Source organism: Citrobacter sp. XY323, assembly GCF_025106035.1.
GTDB lineage: Bacteria > Pseudomonadota > Gammaproteobacteria > Enterobacterales > Enterobacteriaceae > Citrobacter > Citrobacter braakii.
Window position 1 is genome coordinate 104,576 of record NZ_JANYUK010000017.1, and the last position, 14,535, is coordinate 119,110.

Annotated in this window: 12 protein-coding genes; 8 read left to right on the plus strand and 4 right to left on the minus strand. The window is 52.5% G+C overall.

Annotated elements, in window-relative coordinates:
* Nucleotides 1–9 precede the first annotated feature (9 nt).
* The gene (asnA, locus tag N0B36_RS21545; RefSeq protein WP_016155087.1) at nt 10–1,002 is read left to right on the plus strand and encodes an aspartate--ammonia ligase; all 993 of its coding nucleotides are present in this window, start codon (nt 10–12) and stop codon (nt 1,000–1,002) included.
* A gap of 3 nt (nt 1,003–1,005) precedes the next feature.
* Here the strand turns inward: asnA and viaA are convergent, their stop codons facing one another.
* On the minus strand, nt 1,006–2,457 hold the full coding sequence (viaA, locus tag N0B36_RS21550) for an ATPase RavA stimulator ViaA (protein WP_016155088.1): 1,452 nt from the start codon (nt 2,455–2,457) through the stop codon (nt 1,006–1,008).
* A complete protein-coding gene (gene ravA / locus N0B36_RS21555) occupies nt 2,451–3,947 on the minus strand; it encodes an ATPase RavA (protein ID WP_047358450.1) in 1,497 nt (498 codons plus the stop codon). The genes viaA and ravA overlap by 7 nt, the downstream gene beginning before the upstream one ends.
* A gap of 330 nt (nt 3,948–4,277) precedes the next feature.
* On the opposite strand from ravA, the gene kup reads away from it, so the two are divergent.
* From kup to rbsR, 7 genes are all read left to right on the plus strand, one after another.
* Nucleotides 4,278–6,146: a low affinity potassium transporter Kup gene (kup, locus tag N0B36_RS21560; protein WP_003023768.1), complete on the plus strand. Its 1,869-nt coding sequence runs from the start codon at nt 4,278–4,280 to the stop codon at nt 6,144–6,146.
* Between the two features lie 192 nt (nt 6,147–6,338).
* Nucleotides 6,339–6,758: a D-ribose pyranase gene (gene rbsD, locus N0B36_RS21565; RefSeq protein ID WP_016155090.1), complete on the plus strand. Its 420-nt coding sequence runs from the start codon at nt 6,339–6,341 to the stop codon at nt 6,756–6,758.
* 7 nt (nt 6,759–6,765) lie between these two features.
* On the plus strand, nt 6,766–8,271 hold the full coding sequence (rbsA, locus tag N0B36_RS21570) for a ribose ABC transporter ATP-binding protein RbsA (RefSeq protein ID WP_181221009.1): 1,506 nt from the start codon (nt 6,766–6,768) through the stop codon (nt 8,269–8,271).
* A gap of 5 nt (nt 8,272–8,276) precedes the next feature.
* Nucleotides 8,277–9,242, plus strand: coding sequence for a ribose ABC transporter permease (gene rbsC / locus N0B36_RS21575; RefSeq protein WP_003023762.1), 966 nt, complete (start codon nt 8,277–8,279; stop codon nt 9,240–9,242).
* A gap of 24 nt (nt 9,243–9,266) precedes the next feature.
* Nucleotides 9,267–10,157 carry a ribose ABC transporter substrate-binding protein RbsB gene (gene rbsB / locus N0B36_RS21580; protein WP_016155091.1) on the plus strand — a complete coding sequence of 297 codons (891 nt, stop codon included), beginning with the start codon at nt 9,267–9,269 and terminating at the stop codon, nt 10,155–10,157.
* 141 nt (nt 10,158–10,298) lie between these two features.
* Nucleotides 10,299–11,228 (plus strand): ribokinase, encoded by a 930-nt coding sequence (rbsK, locus tag N0B36_RS21585; RefSeq protein ID WP_200108511.1) that lies wholly within the window; start codon nt 10,299–10,301, stop codon nt 11,226–11,228.
* A gap of 3 nt (nt 11,229–11,231) precedes the next feature.
* Entirely contained in the window at nt 11,232–12,224 is a 993-nt protein-coding gene (gene rbsR / locus N0B36_RS21590) for a ribose operon transcriptional repressor RbsR (protein ID WP_016155093.1), read from the plus strand.
* On the opposite strand, the gene mdtD is transcribed toward rbsR, so the two are convergent.
* On the minus strand, nt 12,190–13,617 hold the full coding sequence (mdtD, locus tag N0B36_RS21595) for a multidrug transporter subunit MdtD (protein ID WP_016157827.1): 1,428 nt from the start codon (nt 13,615–13,617) through the stop codon (nt 12,190–12,192). The genes rbsR and mdtD overlap by 35 nt on opposite strands.
* Before the next feature lies 1 nt (nt 13,618).
* Nucleotides 13,619–14,323 (minus strand): FadR/GntR family transcriptional regulator, encoded by a 705-nt coding sequence (locus N0B36_RS21600; RefSeq protein WP_016157828.1) that lies wholly within the window; start codon nt 14,321–14,323, stop codon nt 13,619–13,621.
* Between the last annotated feature and the right edge of the window lie 212 nt (nt 14,324–14,535).

A 14,535-nucleotide genomic window follows, 5' to 3' on the forward strand; every position in this document is an offset into this window, starting at 1 on the left:
GTACACATAATGAAAACCGCTTACATTGCCAAACAACGTCAAATTAGCTTCGTAAAATCTCATTTTTCTCGTCAGCTGGAAGAGCGTTTAGGTCTGATCGAAGTTCAGGCTCCGATCCTCAGCCGCGTAGGAGATGGCACGCAAGATAACTTGTCGGGCTGTGAAAAAGCGGTGCAGGTGAAGGTTAAAGCATTGCCAGACGCTCAATTCGAAGTGGTTCATTCACTGGCGAAGTGGAAGCGTCAAACATTAGGACAACACGACTTTAGCGCAGGCGAAGGGCTGTACACGCATATGAAGGCCCTGCGTCCCGATGAAGATCGCCTTTCCCCGCTGCACTCAGTGTATGTTGACCAGTGGGACTGGGAGCGCGTGATGGGCGACGGCGAGCGTCAATTCTCCACTCTGAAAAGCACGGTAGAGGCTATCTGGGCGGGAATTAAGGCTACCGAAGCTGCGGTGAGCAAAGAGTTTGGTCTGGCACCGTTCCTGCCAGAGCAGATCCACTTTGTTCATAGCCAGGAACTGTTATCTCGTTATCCGGGTCTTGACGCAAAAGGTCGTGAACGTGCGATCGCTAAAGAGCTGGGCGCGGTATTCCTGGTGGGGATCGGCGGCAAGCTCAGCGACGGTCACCGCCATGATGTACGTGCGCCGGATTATGATGACTGGAGTTCAGCGTCCGAGCTGGGTCACGCCGGTCTGAACGGTGATATTCTGGTCTGGAACCCGGTACTGGAAGATGCGTTTGAGCTGTCTTCTATGGGGATCCGTGTGGATGCTGACGCTCTGAAACATCAGCTGTCTCTGACCGGAGATGAAGATCGTCTGAGTCTGGAATGGCACCAGGCGCTGCTGCGCGGTGAAATGCCACAGACGATTGGTGGAGGAATTGGGCAGTCGCGTCTGACCATGCTGTTGCTGCAATTACCACACATTGGTCAGGTTCAGTGTGGCGTATGGCCGGCACAGGTACGTGAAAGCGTCGCCTCTCTGTTGTAAGAATTAACGCCGCCAGCGTCTGAGCAGGCGGCTTCGCATCCCGGTATCAAAGCGCCAGATATGATCGAAAATGCGCATGATGCCGGGTTTACCATGTGCTGACATCGCCACCGCGTGAAAACGGTGCTGGTGCACCCGCTGTAATTCCCCCACTTTGCTGACAACCTCATCGGGTAATCGCTGAGCGATAAAATCTGAGATCACCACCGCATCAGCATCAAACCATTCCCGACCCTGCATGCGCTCAGTAATGGCGCGAAAACAGCTGGCAATATCGGTACCACCGCGAAAGCGCTGACTTAAAAAACGGATCGCCTGTTCGATGCCCTCCGGGCCGGATAGCTCATAGCGCACTACTTCTGTTGAAAACAGCATGATGAAACAGCGTCGGTTATCGGCAAGGGCGACGCGCATTAGCGCCAGGCAAAAGGCTTTCGCACACTGCTCATTAAACCCGCCCATCGATCCCGAAGTATCAACGCAGACGATAAACGGTCCGCGCGGTTGCTCGTCAAAATCCTGATGCACCACGGGGCGTTCCGTGACTTTCTCACGCCATGCTTCGCCGTGCAGGCGATAGGTCAACAACTGCTTTTCCACCAGTCGTCGGTAGAACTCGTATTCCAGTTCGGTAATGCCCAGCGTGGCCAGTTCCGGCGGCAGCAGGCGCAGGATATCGTCGCTTTGCTGGATGCCATCTACTTGCTCCGGGACGGTTGCCGGTTCGCGCACCAGGGTACGGAAGGTTTCCATTGGCGCATCTTTTCGCGGTACGGATTTCGCTTCTCTGGAACGGCCTAACTGCTCAGCCAGACGCTGGAGTTCAGGTTGTTGCGTCAGGAATTCGCCATATTTCACCATCAACTGATAATCACCGCGCTTGATTTGACCTGCGCTCATATCCCACAACCGGCCTGCGGCGTTGTCATTTTCTGCCAGTACGGGTTCCAGTTGCCCGCTAAGGGTCATCCGTTCCTGTACTTCACTGAGCAAATGCTCGCGCTCTTCTTCCAGCAGTTGCTGATTCAGCGTTGTGGTTTGCACCACCAGGCTCAGGCGCCAGCGCTGGAGAAAAAGCGTATGTAGGGCAGGCGTAAACGCGCTGTTGTCATTGACCAACTGCTGCGCTTGTCCGGCCCATGGCGAATGGAGGTGGTGTAATAGCGACAATATTTGCGGTAGCTGGACGATAAACTGCGCATGAGAGAGGAGCTGGCTTTGTTGATAGCATATAACCTCTTCCGCTAACTCCGGCGGTACATGGGTATCTTTGAGGCGGCTACGCAAAGATTCACGCCAGCGGGGAATATCGTCAGTGATCGCTTTTTTAAGACGAGGGAATTTGTTAAAAAATACCACCATCTTCGGAGAAGCCAGTAGGGCGACGATCATCTCTTCGATCATCGCTTCTTCACTGACTGCCAGCATGATGTTGAGTGTATCAAGGGTCAGCATTGTTGCGCCTGGCGGATTTGTGCCCCGACATCCTGCAGACTGGCCTCAATGCGGCCTAACCAGTCGCTATGAATAAACAGACATTTTTGCTGCTCGCTAAATGCGCTGTGCTGCTGATGCCACTCGTTATCGAGCGCTTCAAGCTCCTGTTTTATTTCTGCGGGCATACTCTCTTGTGATGTACCGGGCAATGCCAGGCGAGAGCCTTGTAAGCTGACGTCGCGTACAACCAGGTGCTGCGCGCTATCCACTTCCATGTTCAGCGTCTGGGCAAAACCGATCCCGTTTAATTTTCCGCGGATCTCACCACCTTTGGTTAACCACAGTTCCAGCGCGCTACGTTCGAAAGCAATATGGATTACTTCCATATCATGCAGCTTTAAGGGCTTTTGCAGTAGTAATGTCACGACGGAAGACGTGGCCTCCGGCGGTAAATCATAATGAGGACGACGGCTGAACATGCCGCCCTGACGGATCACGGTGAATGCTGTTTTATCGCTTTGCTGCTGCTGGAGCTGAATGCGGCGCTGCACAATACTGCCCAGACGGGTCAGCATGGCTTGCTGTTGCCATGCGTGTCCGGTCATCAATATTTCCAGCTGCTGCTGCATTAAATTCAGGCTTTGTGCGTCGTACCACAGGCAATCTTTCAGCAGGATCAGGTCGATGGGAACTACCGCATCACGTCCGCTAAAGAAGGCGCTGGCCTGGAGCAAGCGAATGGCTTTTTTCCAGCGACGATCGGACACGTAGGGGGCATTCGGTAGCGTGTCCAACTGCTGGCGCAGCATGAAAATAAGCTCAAACACGCGATCGGGAAGCGTGATGGCGCCAATGTCCTTTTGCCACTGGTAATACTCTTCATCCGTTACCTGTAACGATGCCGGGACCGGATTGTCGCTTTCATCCTGCTGACTTAACAGCATCGAGCGGAAGTTGGCCTTGTCCTGGACTTTATCCAGCCACAGACGAATCAGCATACGGTCGTACAGCGCTTCCAGGCTGCTGTCTGCCTCAGGCAGTTCGTTGGAGGCTGCCACCAGCAGGCGCATCGGGATTTTCTCTTCATGCGCGCCGTTGCGGAAGTGGCGTTCGTTGATGGCGGTCAGCAGGGTGTTAAGAATCGCCGGTCCCGCCTTCCAGATTTCATCGAGAAAGACGATTTCAGCTTCAGGCAGATAGCCTGCCGTTAAGCGTTCATAGCGACCTTCGTCTTTTAACGCCTGAATGGACAGCGGGCCGAAAACCTCTTCCGGCGTAGAGAAGCGCGTCATCAGATATTCGAAGGCGCGAGCATTTTGAAAGGCAAATTTCAGTCTGCGGGCAATTAAGCTTTTCGCGATCCCGGGAGGACCTAATAAGAAAACGCTCTCGCCGCTAAGCGCAGCCAGCAGACACAGACGAATGGCGTGGCTACGTTCATAAAGTCCCTTTTCCAGCGCATTGCTCAGACGGGAAATTCTTTCCGCTAATAAATGTGGGTGAGCCATAATGAAGTGGCGTCCTTTCGCCAAATGTACTGCATAAACAGCGAGTATAGATGCTTCACACCAGTGCAGTAATAGACTGAAGGTGCGCTTATTTTTCTTTGAGCCAGATTAATCTGGTCTCATTTAGGGGTACGATTTTGCGATTAATCGTGCATACTGTGCGCCTTTTTGTGGGCCAAGGGACGACGCACACATTTCTTATATATACACCAAATCAATCAAGCTGCACCAAGGCGGCAATGGAGTTTTCTTCTGGGATGGGGGGAATAACGAATGCAGCCCACGCGGAGGTGGCTTGAAAGATGATGTGTATAAACGAAAGACGAGTCTATGAGCACTGATAATAAACAATCATTGTCTGCGATTACCCTTGCGGCCATTGGGGTTGTCTACGGTGATATTGGTACCAGCCCACTTTATACGCTTCGTGAATGTTTGTCCGGCCAGTTTGGTTTTGGCGTTGAACGTGATGCTGTATTTGGCTTTCTCTCGCTGATTTTCTGGCTGCTGATCTTTGTTGTCTCCATTAAATACCTGACGTTTGTCATGCGCGCGGATAACGCCGGAGAAGGCGGGATCCTGACGCTGATGTCATTGGCCGGGCGTAATACTTCAGCACGAACAACCTCCATGCTGGTGATTATGGGGTTGATTGGCGGCAGCTTCTTCTATGGAGAAGTGGTGATAACGCCTGCTATCTCGGTGATGTCGGCGATTGAAGGTCTGGAGATCATTGCCCCGCAACTGGATACCTGGATTGTTCCGCTCTCGATAATCGTACTGACCCTGCTGTTTTTGATTCAAAAACACGGTACCGGCATGGTCGGTAAGTTGTTTGCGCCGATTATGCTGTTGTGGTTCCTGACGCTGGCGGTGTTAGGCGTGCGCAGTATTATTGGCAATCCGGAAGTGCTGCAGGCGCTCAATCCATATTGGGCGGTGCATTTCTTTCTCGAATTCAAAACGTTGTCCTTTATTGCGCTGGGTGCGGTGGTGTTGTCGATTACCGGTGTTGAAGCGCTGTATGCGGATATGGGCCACTTCGGTAAGTTGCCGATTCGCCTGGCATGGTTCTCCGTGGTATTGCCTTCGCTGGTACTCAACTATTTTGGTCAGGGGGCGTTGCTGTTAAAGCATCCTGAAGCGATAAAAAACCCGTTCTTCCTGCTGGCGCCGGACTGGGCGTTGATACCGCTCCTGATCCTCGCCGCGCTGGCAACGGTTATCGCTTCACAGGCGGTTATCTCCGGCGTCTTCTCACTGACGCGTCAGGCCGTGCGTCTGGGGTATTTATCGCCGATGCGTATCATCCATACCTCGGAAATGGAATCGGGACAGATCTACATTCCTTTCGTTAACTGGATGCTCTATTTTGCAGTGGTTATTGTGATTGTGAGCTTTGAACACTCCAGCAATCTGGCTGCGGCGTACGGGATTGCGGTGACGGGGACGATGGTGCTGACCTCAATTCTGTCGACCACCGTGGCGCGCAAAAACTGGCACTGGAATAAATACTTCGTCTTCCTGATCCTGGTGGCGTTCTTGTGCGTCGATGTTCCGCTGTTCTCCGCGAACCTCGATAAACTGATTTCCGGCGGTTGGCTGCCTCTGACGCTGGGTCTGGTGATGTTCACCATCATGACTACCTGGAAAAGCGAGCGTTTCCGTCTGCTGCGTCGCATGCATGAGCACGGCAACTCTCTGGAGGCGATGATTGCCTCTCTGGAGAAATCACCACCGGTACGCGTGCCGGGAACGGCGGTGTACATGTCTCGTGCATTGAACGTCATCCCGTTTGCGCTACTGCATAACCTCAAACATAACAAGGTCCTGCATGAACGCGTTATTCTGCTGACGCTGCGCACGGAAGATGCGCCATATGTTCACAATGTGCGTAGGGTGCAGATTGAGCAGTTATCGCCCACCTTCTGGCGCGTGGTGGCCAGCTACGGTTGGCGCGAAACGCCGAACGTTGAAGAAGTGTTCCATCGCTGCGGTCTGGAAGGCTTAAGCTGTCGGATGATGGAAACCTCGTTCTTCATGTCGCATGAGTCGTTGATTGTTGGCAAACGACCATGGTATCTGCGTCTGCGCGGCAAGCTGTATCTGCTACTACAACGCAATGCGCTGCGCGCCCCGGACCAGTTTGAAATCCCACCTAACCGGGTTATTGAGCTCGGTACTCAGGTCGAGATTTAATCTCATCGACGCCCTCTTTCATCGCGAAAGGGGGCGTTTTGTTTTGTCCCTCCCAGTTTTCATTTCATCGAATGATAATCCTTGCGAAACGTTTCGATGGCGATCACATTTTCGTAACTTCGCGGTGGTTTTATCTCCACTCTTCGCTCTACACTTATCTTCAGCGAAACGTTTCGCTAGTGGGGAAAGAAAATGAAGAAAGGCACGGTACTCAACTCTGAAATTTCATCGGTGATCTCCCGTCTGGGGCATACCGATACGCTGGTGGTGTGTGATGCAGGTTTACCCATCCCGAATAGCACAACGCGTATCGATATGGCATTAACCCAGGGCGTACCTTCTTTTATGCAGGTACTGGATGTGGTGACACGTGAAATGCAGGTCGAGGCGGCCATTCTCGCGACGGAAATTAAACAACATAATCCGCAACTCCACGAAACGTTGCTCAGCCACATTGAGCAACTGCAACAACACCAGGGAAACACCATAGAAATTCGTTACACCACGCATGAACAATTCAAAAAACAAACCGCAGACAGTCAGGCGGTAATTCGCAGCGGAGAGTGTTCTCCGTATGCGAATATCATTCTCTGTGCTGGCGTCACGTTCTGAGGCCATCATGAACGCATTACTGCAACTCAAAGGGATCGATAAAGCGTTCCCGGGCGTAAAAGCGCTATCCGGCGCCGCGCTGAATGTCTACCCAGGCCGCGTAATGGCGCTGGTGGGCGAAAACGGCGCGGGCAAATCCACCATGATGAAAGTGTTGACCGGGATCTATACCCGTGATGCCGGTTCTTTATTGTGGTTGGGAAAAGAGACCACTTTTAACGGCCCTAAATCCTCCCAGGAAGCCGGAATCGGTATCATCCACCAGGAGCTGAATTTGATCCCGCAACTCACTATCGCCGAGAACATTTTTCTTGGCCGTGAGTTCGTTAATCGCTTTGGCAAAATTGACTGGAAGAAGATGTACGCCGAAGCCGATCTGCTGCTTGCCAAACTGAATCTGCGCTTTAAAAGCGACAGACTGGTCGGTGAACTGTCGATTGGCGATCAGCAGATGGTTGAAATTGCCAAAGTGCTGAGCTTTGAATCGAAGGTCATCATTATGGATGAACCGACGGATGCGCTCACCGATACCGAAACCGAATCCCTGTTCCGCGTTATTCGCGAACTGAAATCCCAGGGACGCGGCATTGTCTATATTTCTCACCGCATGAAAGAGATCTTCGAGATTTGTGACGACGTGACCGTTTTTCGCGACGGGCAGTTTATTGCCGAGCGTGAAGTCGCCTCGCTGACCGAAGACTCGCTGATTGAAATGATGGTGGGACGTAAGCTGGAAGAACAATACCCGCGCCTGGAAAAAGCGCCGGGTGATATTCGCCTGAAGGTCGATAACCTGTGCGGCCCTGGCGTAAACGATGTTTCATTCACGCTACGTAAAGGCGAGATCCTTGGCGTATCGGGGCTGATGGGGGCCGGACGTACCGAGCTGATGAAAGTGTTGTACGGCGCATTGCCGCGCACCAGCGGTTACGTCACGCTTGATGGCCATGAAGTGGTCACCCGTTCGCCGCAGGATGGGTTGGCTAACGGCATCGTCTATATTTCTGAAGACCGTAAACGCGATGGTTTAGTGCTGGGCATGTCGGTGAAAGAGAACATGTCACTAACCGCGCTGCGTTATTTCAGTCGCGCTGGTGGAAGCCTTAAACATAAAGACGAGCAGCAGGCGGTAGGTGATTTTATTCGTCTGTTCAATGTTAAAACGCCATCGATGGAACAGGCTATCGGTCTGCTTTCTGGCGGTAATCAGCAGAAAGTGGCGATTGCGCGCGGTCTGATGACCCGACCAAAAGTCCTGATCCTCGATGAACCAACGCGCGGTGTTGACGTTGGGGCTAAAAAAGAAATCTATCAGCTTATCAACCAGTTTAAGGCCGATGGGCTGAGCATCATTCTGGTCTCCTCTGAGATGCCAGAAGTATTGGGCATGAGCGATCGAATTATCGTTATGCATGAAGGGCATCTCGGCGGTGAGTTCACTCGCGAGCAGGCCACTCAGGAAGTATTAATGGCTGCCGCTGTGGGCAAGCTTAATCGCGTGAATCAGGAGTAAAAAAGATGACTACCCAGGCTGTTTCTGGTCGCCGTTATTTCACTAAAGCATGGCTTCTGGAGCAAAAGTCGCTTATCGCTCTGTTAGTGCTGATCGCGATTGTTTCCACCATGAGCCCTAACTTTTTTACCGTTAATAACCTGTTCAACATCCTTCAGCAAACGTCGGTTAACGCCATCATGGCCGTTGGCATGACGTTGGTTATCCTGACGTCGGGGATCGATCTGTCTGTCGGTTCTTTGCTGGCGCTTACCGGTGCGGTTGCGGCTTCCATTGTAGGGATTGAAGTCAATGCGCTGGTGGCTGTCGCTGCGGCTCTGGCGCTCGGTGCTGCTATTGGCGCGGTGACCGGGGTGATTGTCGCGAAAGGCCGGGTACAGGCGTTTATCGCGACCCTGGTGATGATGCTGCTGCTGCGTGGTGTGACCATGGTATACACCAACGGCAGTCCGGTTAATACCGGGTTTACTGACAATGCCGATCTGTTTGGCTGGTTTGGTATTGGTCGTCCGTTAGGCGTCCCTACGCCTGTGTGGATTATGGGGATTGTCTTCCTCGCGGCGTGGTACATGCTGCACCACACTCGTCTGGGTCGTTATATCTATGCGCTGGGCGGTAACGAAGCGGCAACGCGCCTGTCCGGTATCAGCGTAAGTAAAATCAAAATTATCGTTTACTCCCTGTGTGGTCTGCTGGCATCGCTGGCGGGCATCATTGAAGTAGCGCGCCTCTCCTCTGCGCAACCGACGGCAGGTACTGGCTATGAGCTGGATGCTATCGCCGCGGTGGTGTTAGGTGGTACCAGCCTGGCGGGCGGTAAAGGACGTATTGTTGGGACGCTGATCGGCGCATTGATTCTTGGTTTCCTCAATAATGGTTTGAATTTGTTAGGTGTATCCTCCTATTACCAGATGATCGTCAAAGCGGTGGTGATTTTGCTGGCGGTACTGGTAGACAACAAAAAGCAGTAACAACGATTACAGGACATCTTAAATATGAACATGAAAAAACTGGCTACCCTGATTTCTGCTGTTGCGCTGAGCGCCACCGTGAGCGCGAATGCGATGGCGAAAGATACCATTGCGCTGGTGGTCTCCACCCTCAACAACCCGTTCTTTGTTTCTTTGAAGGATGGGGCGCAAAAAGAGGCTGATAAGCTGGGCTACAACCTGGTGATTCTGGACTCACAGAACAACCCGGCGAAAGAGCTGGCTAACGTTCAGGATTTAACGGTTCGTGGAACTAAAATTCTGCTGATTAACCCGACAGACTCCGATGCTGTTGGTAACGCTGTGAAGATGGCTAACCAGGCGAAAATTCCGGTTATCACCCTTGACCGCGTTGCGTCCAAAGGCGAAGTGGTAAGCCATATTGCATCTGATAACGTGCTGGGCGGTAAGATTGCGGGCGATTACATCGCGAAGAAAGCGGGTGAAGGCGCGAAAGTTATCGAACTGCAGGGTATTGCCGGTACTTCAGCGGCGCGTGAGCGTGGCGAAGGTTTCCAGCAGGCTGTTGCGGCACACAAATTTAACGTACTGGCCAGCCAGCCGGCCGACTTCGACCGCACCAAAGGTCTGAACGTCATGCAGAACCTGCTGACCGCGCATCCTGACGTGCAGGCCGTATTTGCCCAGAACGATGAAATGGCGTTGGGTGCGCTGCGCGCACTGCAAACCGCGGGTAAATCTGATGTGATGGTGGTTGGATTTGACGGTACTCCAGATGGCGAAAAAGCAGTAAATGATGGCAAACTGGCTGCGACCATTGCTCAGCTGCCGGATCAGATCGGCGCGAAAGGCGTTGAGACTGCGGATAAAGTCCTGAAAGGCGAGAAGGTTCAGGCTAAATATCCGGTTGATCTGAAGCTGGTCATCAAGCAGTAATACCGATTCAGGTCGCTCGCGGCCTGATGGAGACATAAAGACGCCATCCCCGTATCGGGTTTTGGGGATGAAAGCGTAAAAAGAAAAGCAGGGCACGCGCCACCCTAATCCGGTGGCGCACTTTGACGTGGAACACCAAATATGAAAACCGCAGGCAACCTCGTTGTTCTTGGCAGTATCAATGCCGATCACATCCTCAACCTTAACGCTTTCCCGACACCTGGTGAAACCGTAACCGGTAACCATTATCAGGTCGCATTTGGTGGTAAAGGCGCGAATCAGGCTGTTGCTGCGGGGCGTAGTGGCGCGAATATCGCATTTATTGCCTGTACGGGTGATGATGATATTGGCGAAAGTGTTCGTAAACAGTTAGCTAAAGATAATATCGATATTGCGCCGATTAGCGTAATTTCGGGGGAATCGACCGGTGTGGCGTTGATTTTTGTGAATGGTGAAGGTGAGAACGTCATCGGCATTCATGCTGGTGCGAACGCGGCACTTTCGCCTGCGCTGGTGGAAGCTCAGCATGAGCGTATTGCCCAGGCGTCTGCCTTACTGATGCAGTTAGAGTCACCGATCGAAAGCGTACTGGCTGCGGCAAAGATTGCACATCAAAATAAGACCACGGTAGCCCTTAACCCGGCCCCGGCACGTGAACTTTCTGACGAACTGCTGGCGCTGGTGGATATTATTACCCCGAATGAAACCGAGGCTGAAAAGCTCACGGGGATCCGGGTTGAAAACGATGAAGACGCGGCCAAAGCTGCGCAGGCATTGCACGCGAAGGGGATCCATACTGTACTGATTACCTTAGGCAGTCGCGGGGTGTGGGCCAGCGTAAATGGTGAAGGTCAGCGTGTGCCAGGGTTTAAAGTGGACGCCGTTGATACCATCGCCGCTGGGGATACCTTTAACGGCGCGTTAATTACAGCGTTACTGGAAGAGACTCCGCTGCCTGAAGCGATCCGATTTGCACATGCCGCTGCGGCGATTGCGGTCACCCGTAAGGGCGCTCAGCCTTCCGTTCCATGGCGCGAAGAAATAGAAGCGTTTTTAAGTCAACAGAGGTAACGCTTGGCTACAATGAAGGATGTCGCCCGCCTGGCGGGGGTTTCCACGTCGACGGTTTCTCACGTCATTAATAAAGATCGCTTTGTCAGTGAGTCTGTCACTGACAAAGTTGAAGCGGCGATTAAAGAGCTTAACTACGCGCCCTCAGCACTGGCGCGTAGTCTCAAGTTAAACCAGACCCACACTATTGGCATGTTAATCACTGCCAGTACCAACCCCTTTTATTCCGAGCTGGTGCGCGGCGTTGAACGTAGTTGTTTTGAACGCGGTTACAGCCTGGTGCTGTGCAATACCGAAGGTGATGAACAGCGCATGAACCGTAATCTGGAAACGTTAATGCAAAAACGGGTGGACGGCTTGCTGCTGCTCTGCACGGAAACACATCAACCTTCCAGGGAGATCATGCAACGCTATCCTTCTATACCGACCGTCATGATGGACTGGTCGCCTTTTGATGGTGAAAGCGATCTGATCCAGGATAACTCCCTGTTGGGCGGGGATTTAGCCACTCAACATCTTATCGAAAAAGGTTTTACGCGCATTGCCTGCATCACCGGGCCGCTGGATAAAACTCCGGCGCGTTTACGTCTGGAAGGATATCGGGCGGCAATGAAGCGGGCGGGGTTGCCGGTCCCGGAAGGTTACGAGATTACCGGTGACTTTGAGTTCGGCGGCGGCTTTGAAGCTATGCAAACGTTGCTGTCGCATAAACAGCGACCGCAGGCCGTTTTTACCGGCAATGATGCCATGGCGGTTGGCGCGTATCAGGCTCTGTACCAATCGGGATTGCGCATTCCGCAGGATATGGCGGTGGTGGGTTATGATGATATCGAGCTGGCGCGCTATATGACGCCGCCGCTGACGACCATCCATCAACCAAAAGATGAACTGGGCGAACTGGCCATCGATGTATTAATCCACCGGATGGCGCAGCCCGCATTACAGCAACAGCGCCTGCAACTTACTCCTGTTTTGATGGAGCGGGGGTCGGTTTAGGATTATGTCGCTCTTTAATCAGATTACGTCCATCTTTTGCTTTTAGCAGCATGAACATCAGCGCAGACACTACCGTGATAGCGCCCATCGTCATAAAGGTGTAGTGGAACTGCTCGACCGTATTGGTTCCTTCCATACCTTCATAGATACGCAGAACGGCAGCGCTGATGGCGACCCCTAAACTGATTGATAACTGCTGAGTAACGGCCAGCACACTGTTGCCGCTGCTGGCGTTTTCATCGGTCAGGTCTGCCAGAGTGATGGTATTCATGGAGGTAAACTGGGTGGACATCGCCATACCCAAAATGAACAACGGTAGGATCAACATCCAGACCGGCATGGCGGGAGATTGCAATGCGAACTGCGCAATCATCAGGCCGATAAATACCGTAACACCCACCAGTGTGGTTCTGTAGCCGAGCCGGCGCAGCACCTGCGTCACCATTGATTTTGCCAGTATTGATCCCAGCGCCGTTGGCGCCATCATGCAACCGGCTATCAGCGCCGGGTATCCAAAGCCTACCTGCAACATCAGCGGCATTAAGAAGGGCACGCACCCTGTACCCAGACGAGTGGCAAGGTTTCCGGCGATCCCGACGGAAAAAGTTCGGGTCTTAAATATAGGAAGCGATATTAGCGGCGTTGGGTGACGACGCGCGTGGCGAATGTAGGCGAGCAGTAACAGAATGCTGGCAAGAATAATGCTGAGCGCTATCCAGGTCTCGACAAGCTTCTCACCGAACAACTCTACCCCGCTGGAAAACAACACCAGGCTCAAACCAAACAGAAAGAAACCGGTCATATCAAAACCGCGGCGCGGCGTGGTGAAGTTCGGCATATATTTGCGGGCATAGAAGATACCGGCAACCCCAATTGGAATATTAATCAGGAAGATCCAGTGCCAACTGGCCCACGTGACCAGTACACCGCCCAATACCGGACCTAAAATCGGCCCCACAAGTCCAGGCATGGTTACGAAGTTAAGCACCGGAAGCAGTTCGCTGCGGGGGTAAGCACGTAATAATGCCAGACGGGCAACGGGCATCATCATGGCGCCACCTATGCCCTGAATGATGCGGAAAATCACCAGTTCGCTTAGGGAGCTGGACAGCGCACAAGCCAGCGAACCCAGCGTAAACAGGCTAACAGCTATCATAAAGACGCGCCGGGTACCAAACCTGTCTGCCAGCCATCCACTCACCGGGATCAGCATCGCGACCGTCAGGGTGTAGCTGATAATGGCCGACTGCATGGCGAGCGGAGAGCGGTTAAGGCTGTGTGCTATTGCGGGTAAGGCGGTATTGAGGATCGTGGCGTCTAGTGCCTGCATAAAAAAGGCCATGGCTGCTATCCACGGTAGCCCGGCCATACTGCGTGATTTCTTTTCTGACATATTATTTATCCGGTAGCACGTTCGGTGCTATCAGCAATGCCTGACAGGCAGCGAAGGCGCGATCGCCATCGCTCTCATCTATTGCGTCGACAATGGCCTGGTGTAAATCCAGCTTGACCACGTCGTTATAGGTAATAGAGGTAAAGTAGGTCTGGTAAACGGAATGGAAGAGTGACGCGAAGGAGATAAGGAACGGGTTCGCACTCATTTCATAGATGTGTTCATGCCAGGCGATATCAACCTCAATCCAACGCTCGCGTCTGAAGTTTCTTTTCAGCTCGACCATTTCTTCCATCAGCGTGTTGAGATGCGCTTTCTGTTCTGCCGTACCTATAGTCGCCGCCAGTAAACACGCCTGAGGCTCCAGGCTGATACGCATCACCAGAAAATGTTTAATGACCTGAGAGAAATTATCTTCTGTCATCCACCAGGTGAGCAGCTCCTGGTCGAGGAAGTTCCAGTTTGCCTGCGGCATGACGCGTGTACCAATACGCGGGCGCGGTAATACCATACCTTTTGCCGTTAACGTCTTTACCGCTTCTCTTACCGCGGTACGACTCACGCCAAACTGATCACCCAGCTCTATTTCGCCAGGCAATATAGCGCCCGGTGCGTATTCACCTTTTAATATTCGCTGAGCCAGCTTTTCGGCCAGAACGTAGGACAGGTTTTTCTGTGCGGCTAGCTGTTGGGCATTTAACGGCATGAATGGTTTTCCTTACTTTATTTCTTATTCATTAGTATGCCACCTGGAAGTGTTATTGCGGCTGCAAAAACGGCAATTTGCTTATTTTATGGCATGTTAATGGTGGTTTTGCTGAAAAAACACGCACTCGGAAAGTTATTTTAAATTTCCCCTTGTCAGCCTGAAATAACTCCCTATAATGCGCCTCCACTGACACGGAACAACGGATTACA

Excerpts from the sequence above, each read along its gene's own strand:
- asnA (WP_016155087.1), top strand. The coding sequence starts at position 10 with ATGAAAACCGCTTACATTGCCAAACAACGTCAAATTAGCTTCGTAAAA.
- viaA (WP_016155088.1), bottom strand. The coding sequence starts at position 2,457 with ATGCTGACCCTTGATACACTCAACATCATGCTGGCAGTCAGTGAAGAA.
- ravA (WP_047358450.1), bottom strand. The coding sequence starts at position 3,947 with ATGGCTCACCCACATTTATTAGCGGAAAGAATTTCCCGTCTGAGCAAT.
- kup (WP_003023768.1), top strand. The coding sequence starts at position 4,278 with ATGAGCACTGATAATAAACAATCATTGTCTGCGATTACCCTTGCGGCC.
- rbsD (WP_016155090.1), top strand. The coding sequence starts at position 6,339 with ATGAAGAAAGGCACGGTACTCAACTCTGAAATTTCATCGGTGATCTCC.
- rbsA (WP_181221009.1), top strand. The coding sequence starts at position 6,766 with ATGAACGCATTACTGCAACTCAAAGGGATCGATAAAGCGTTCCCGGGC.
- rbsC (WP_003023762.1), top strand. The coding sequence starts at position 8,277 with ATGACTACCCAGGCTGTTTCTGGTCGCCGTTATTTCACTAAAGCATGG.
- rbsB (WP_016155091.1), top strand. The coding sequence starts at position 9,267 with ATGAACATGAAAAAACTGGCTACCCTGATTTCTGCTGTTGCGCTGAGC.
- rbsK (WP_200108511.1), top strand. The coding sequence starts at position 10,299 with ATGAAAACCGCAGGCAACCTCGTTGTTCTTGGCAGTATCAATGCCGAT.
- mdtD (WP_016157827.1), bottom strand. The coding sequence starts at position 13,617 with ATGTCAGAAAAGAAATCACGCAGTATGGCCGGGCTACCGTGGATAGCA.
- N0B36_RS21600 (WP_016157828.1), bottom strand. The coding sequence starts at position 14,323 with ATGCCGTTAAATGCCCAACAGCTAGCCGCACAGAAAAACCTGTCCTAC.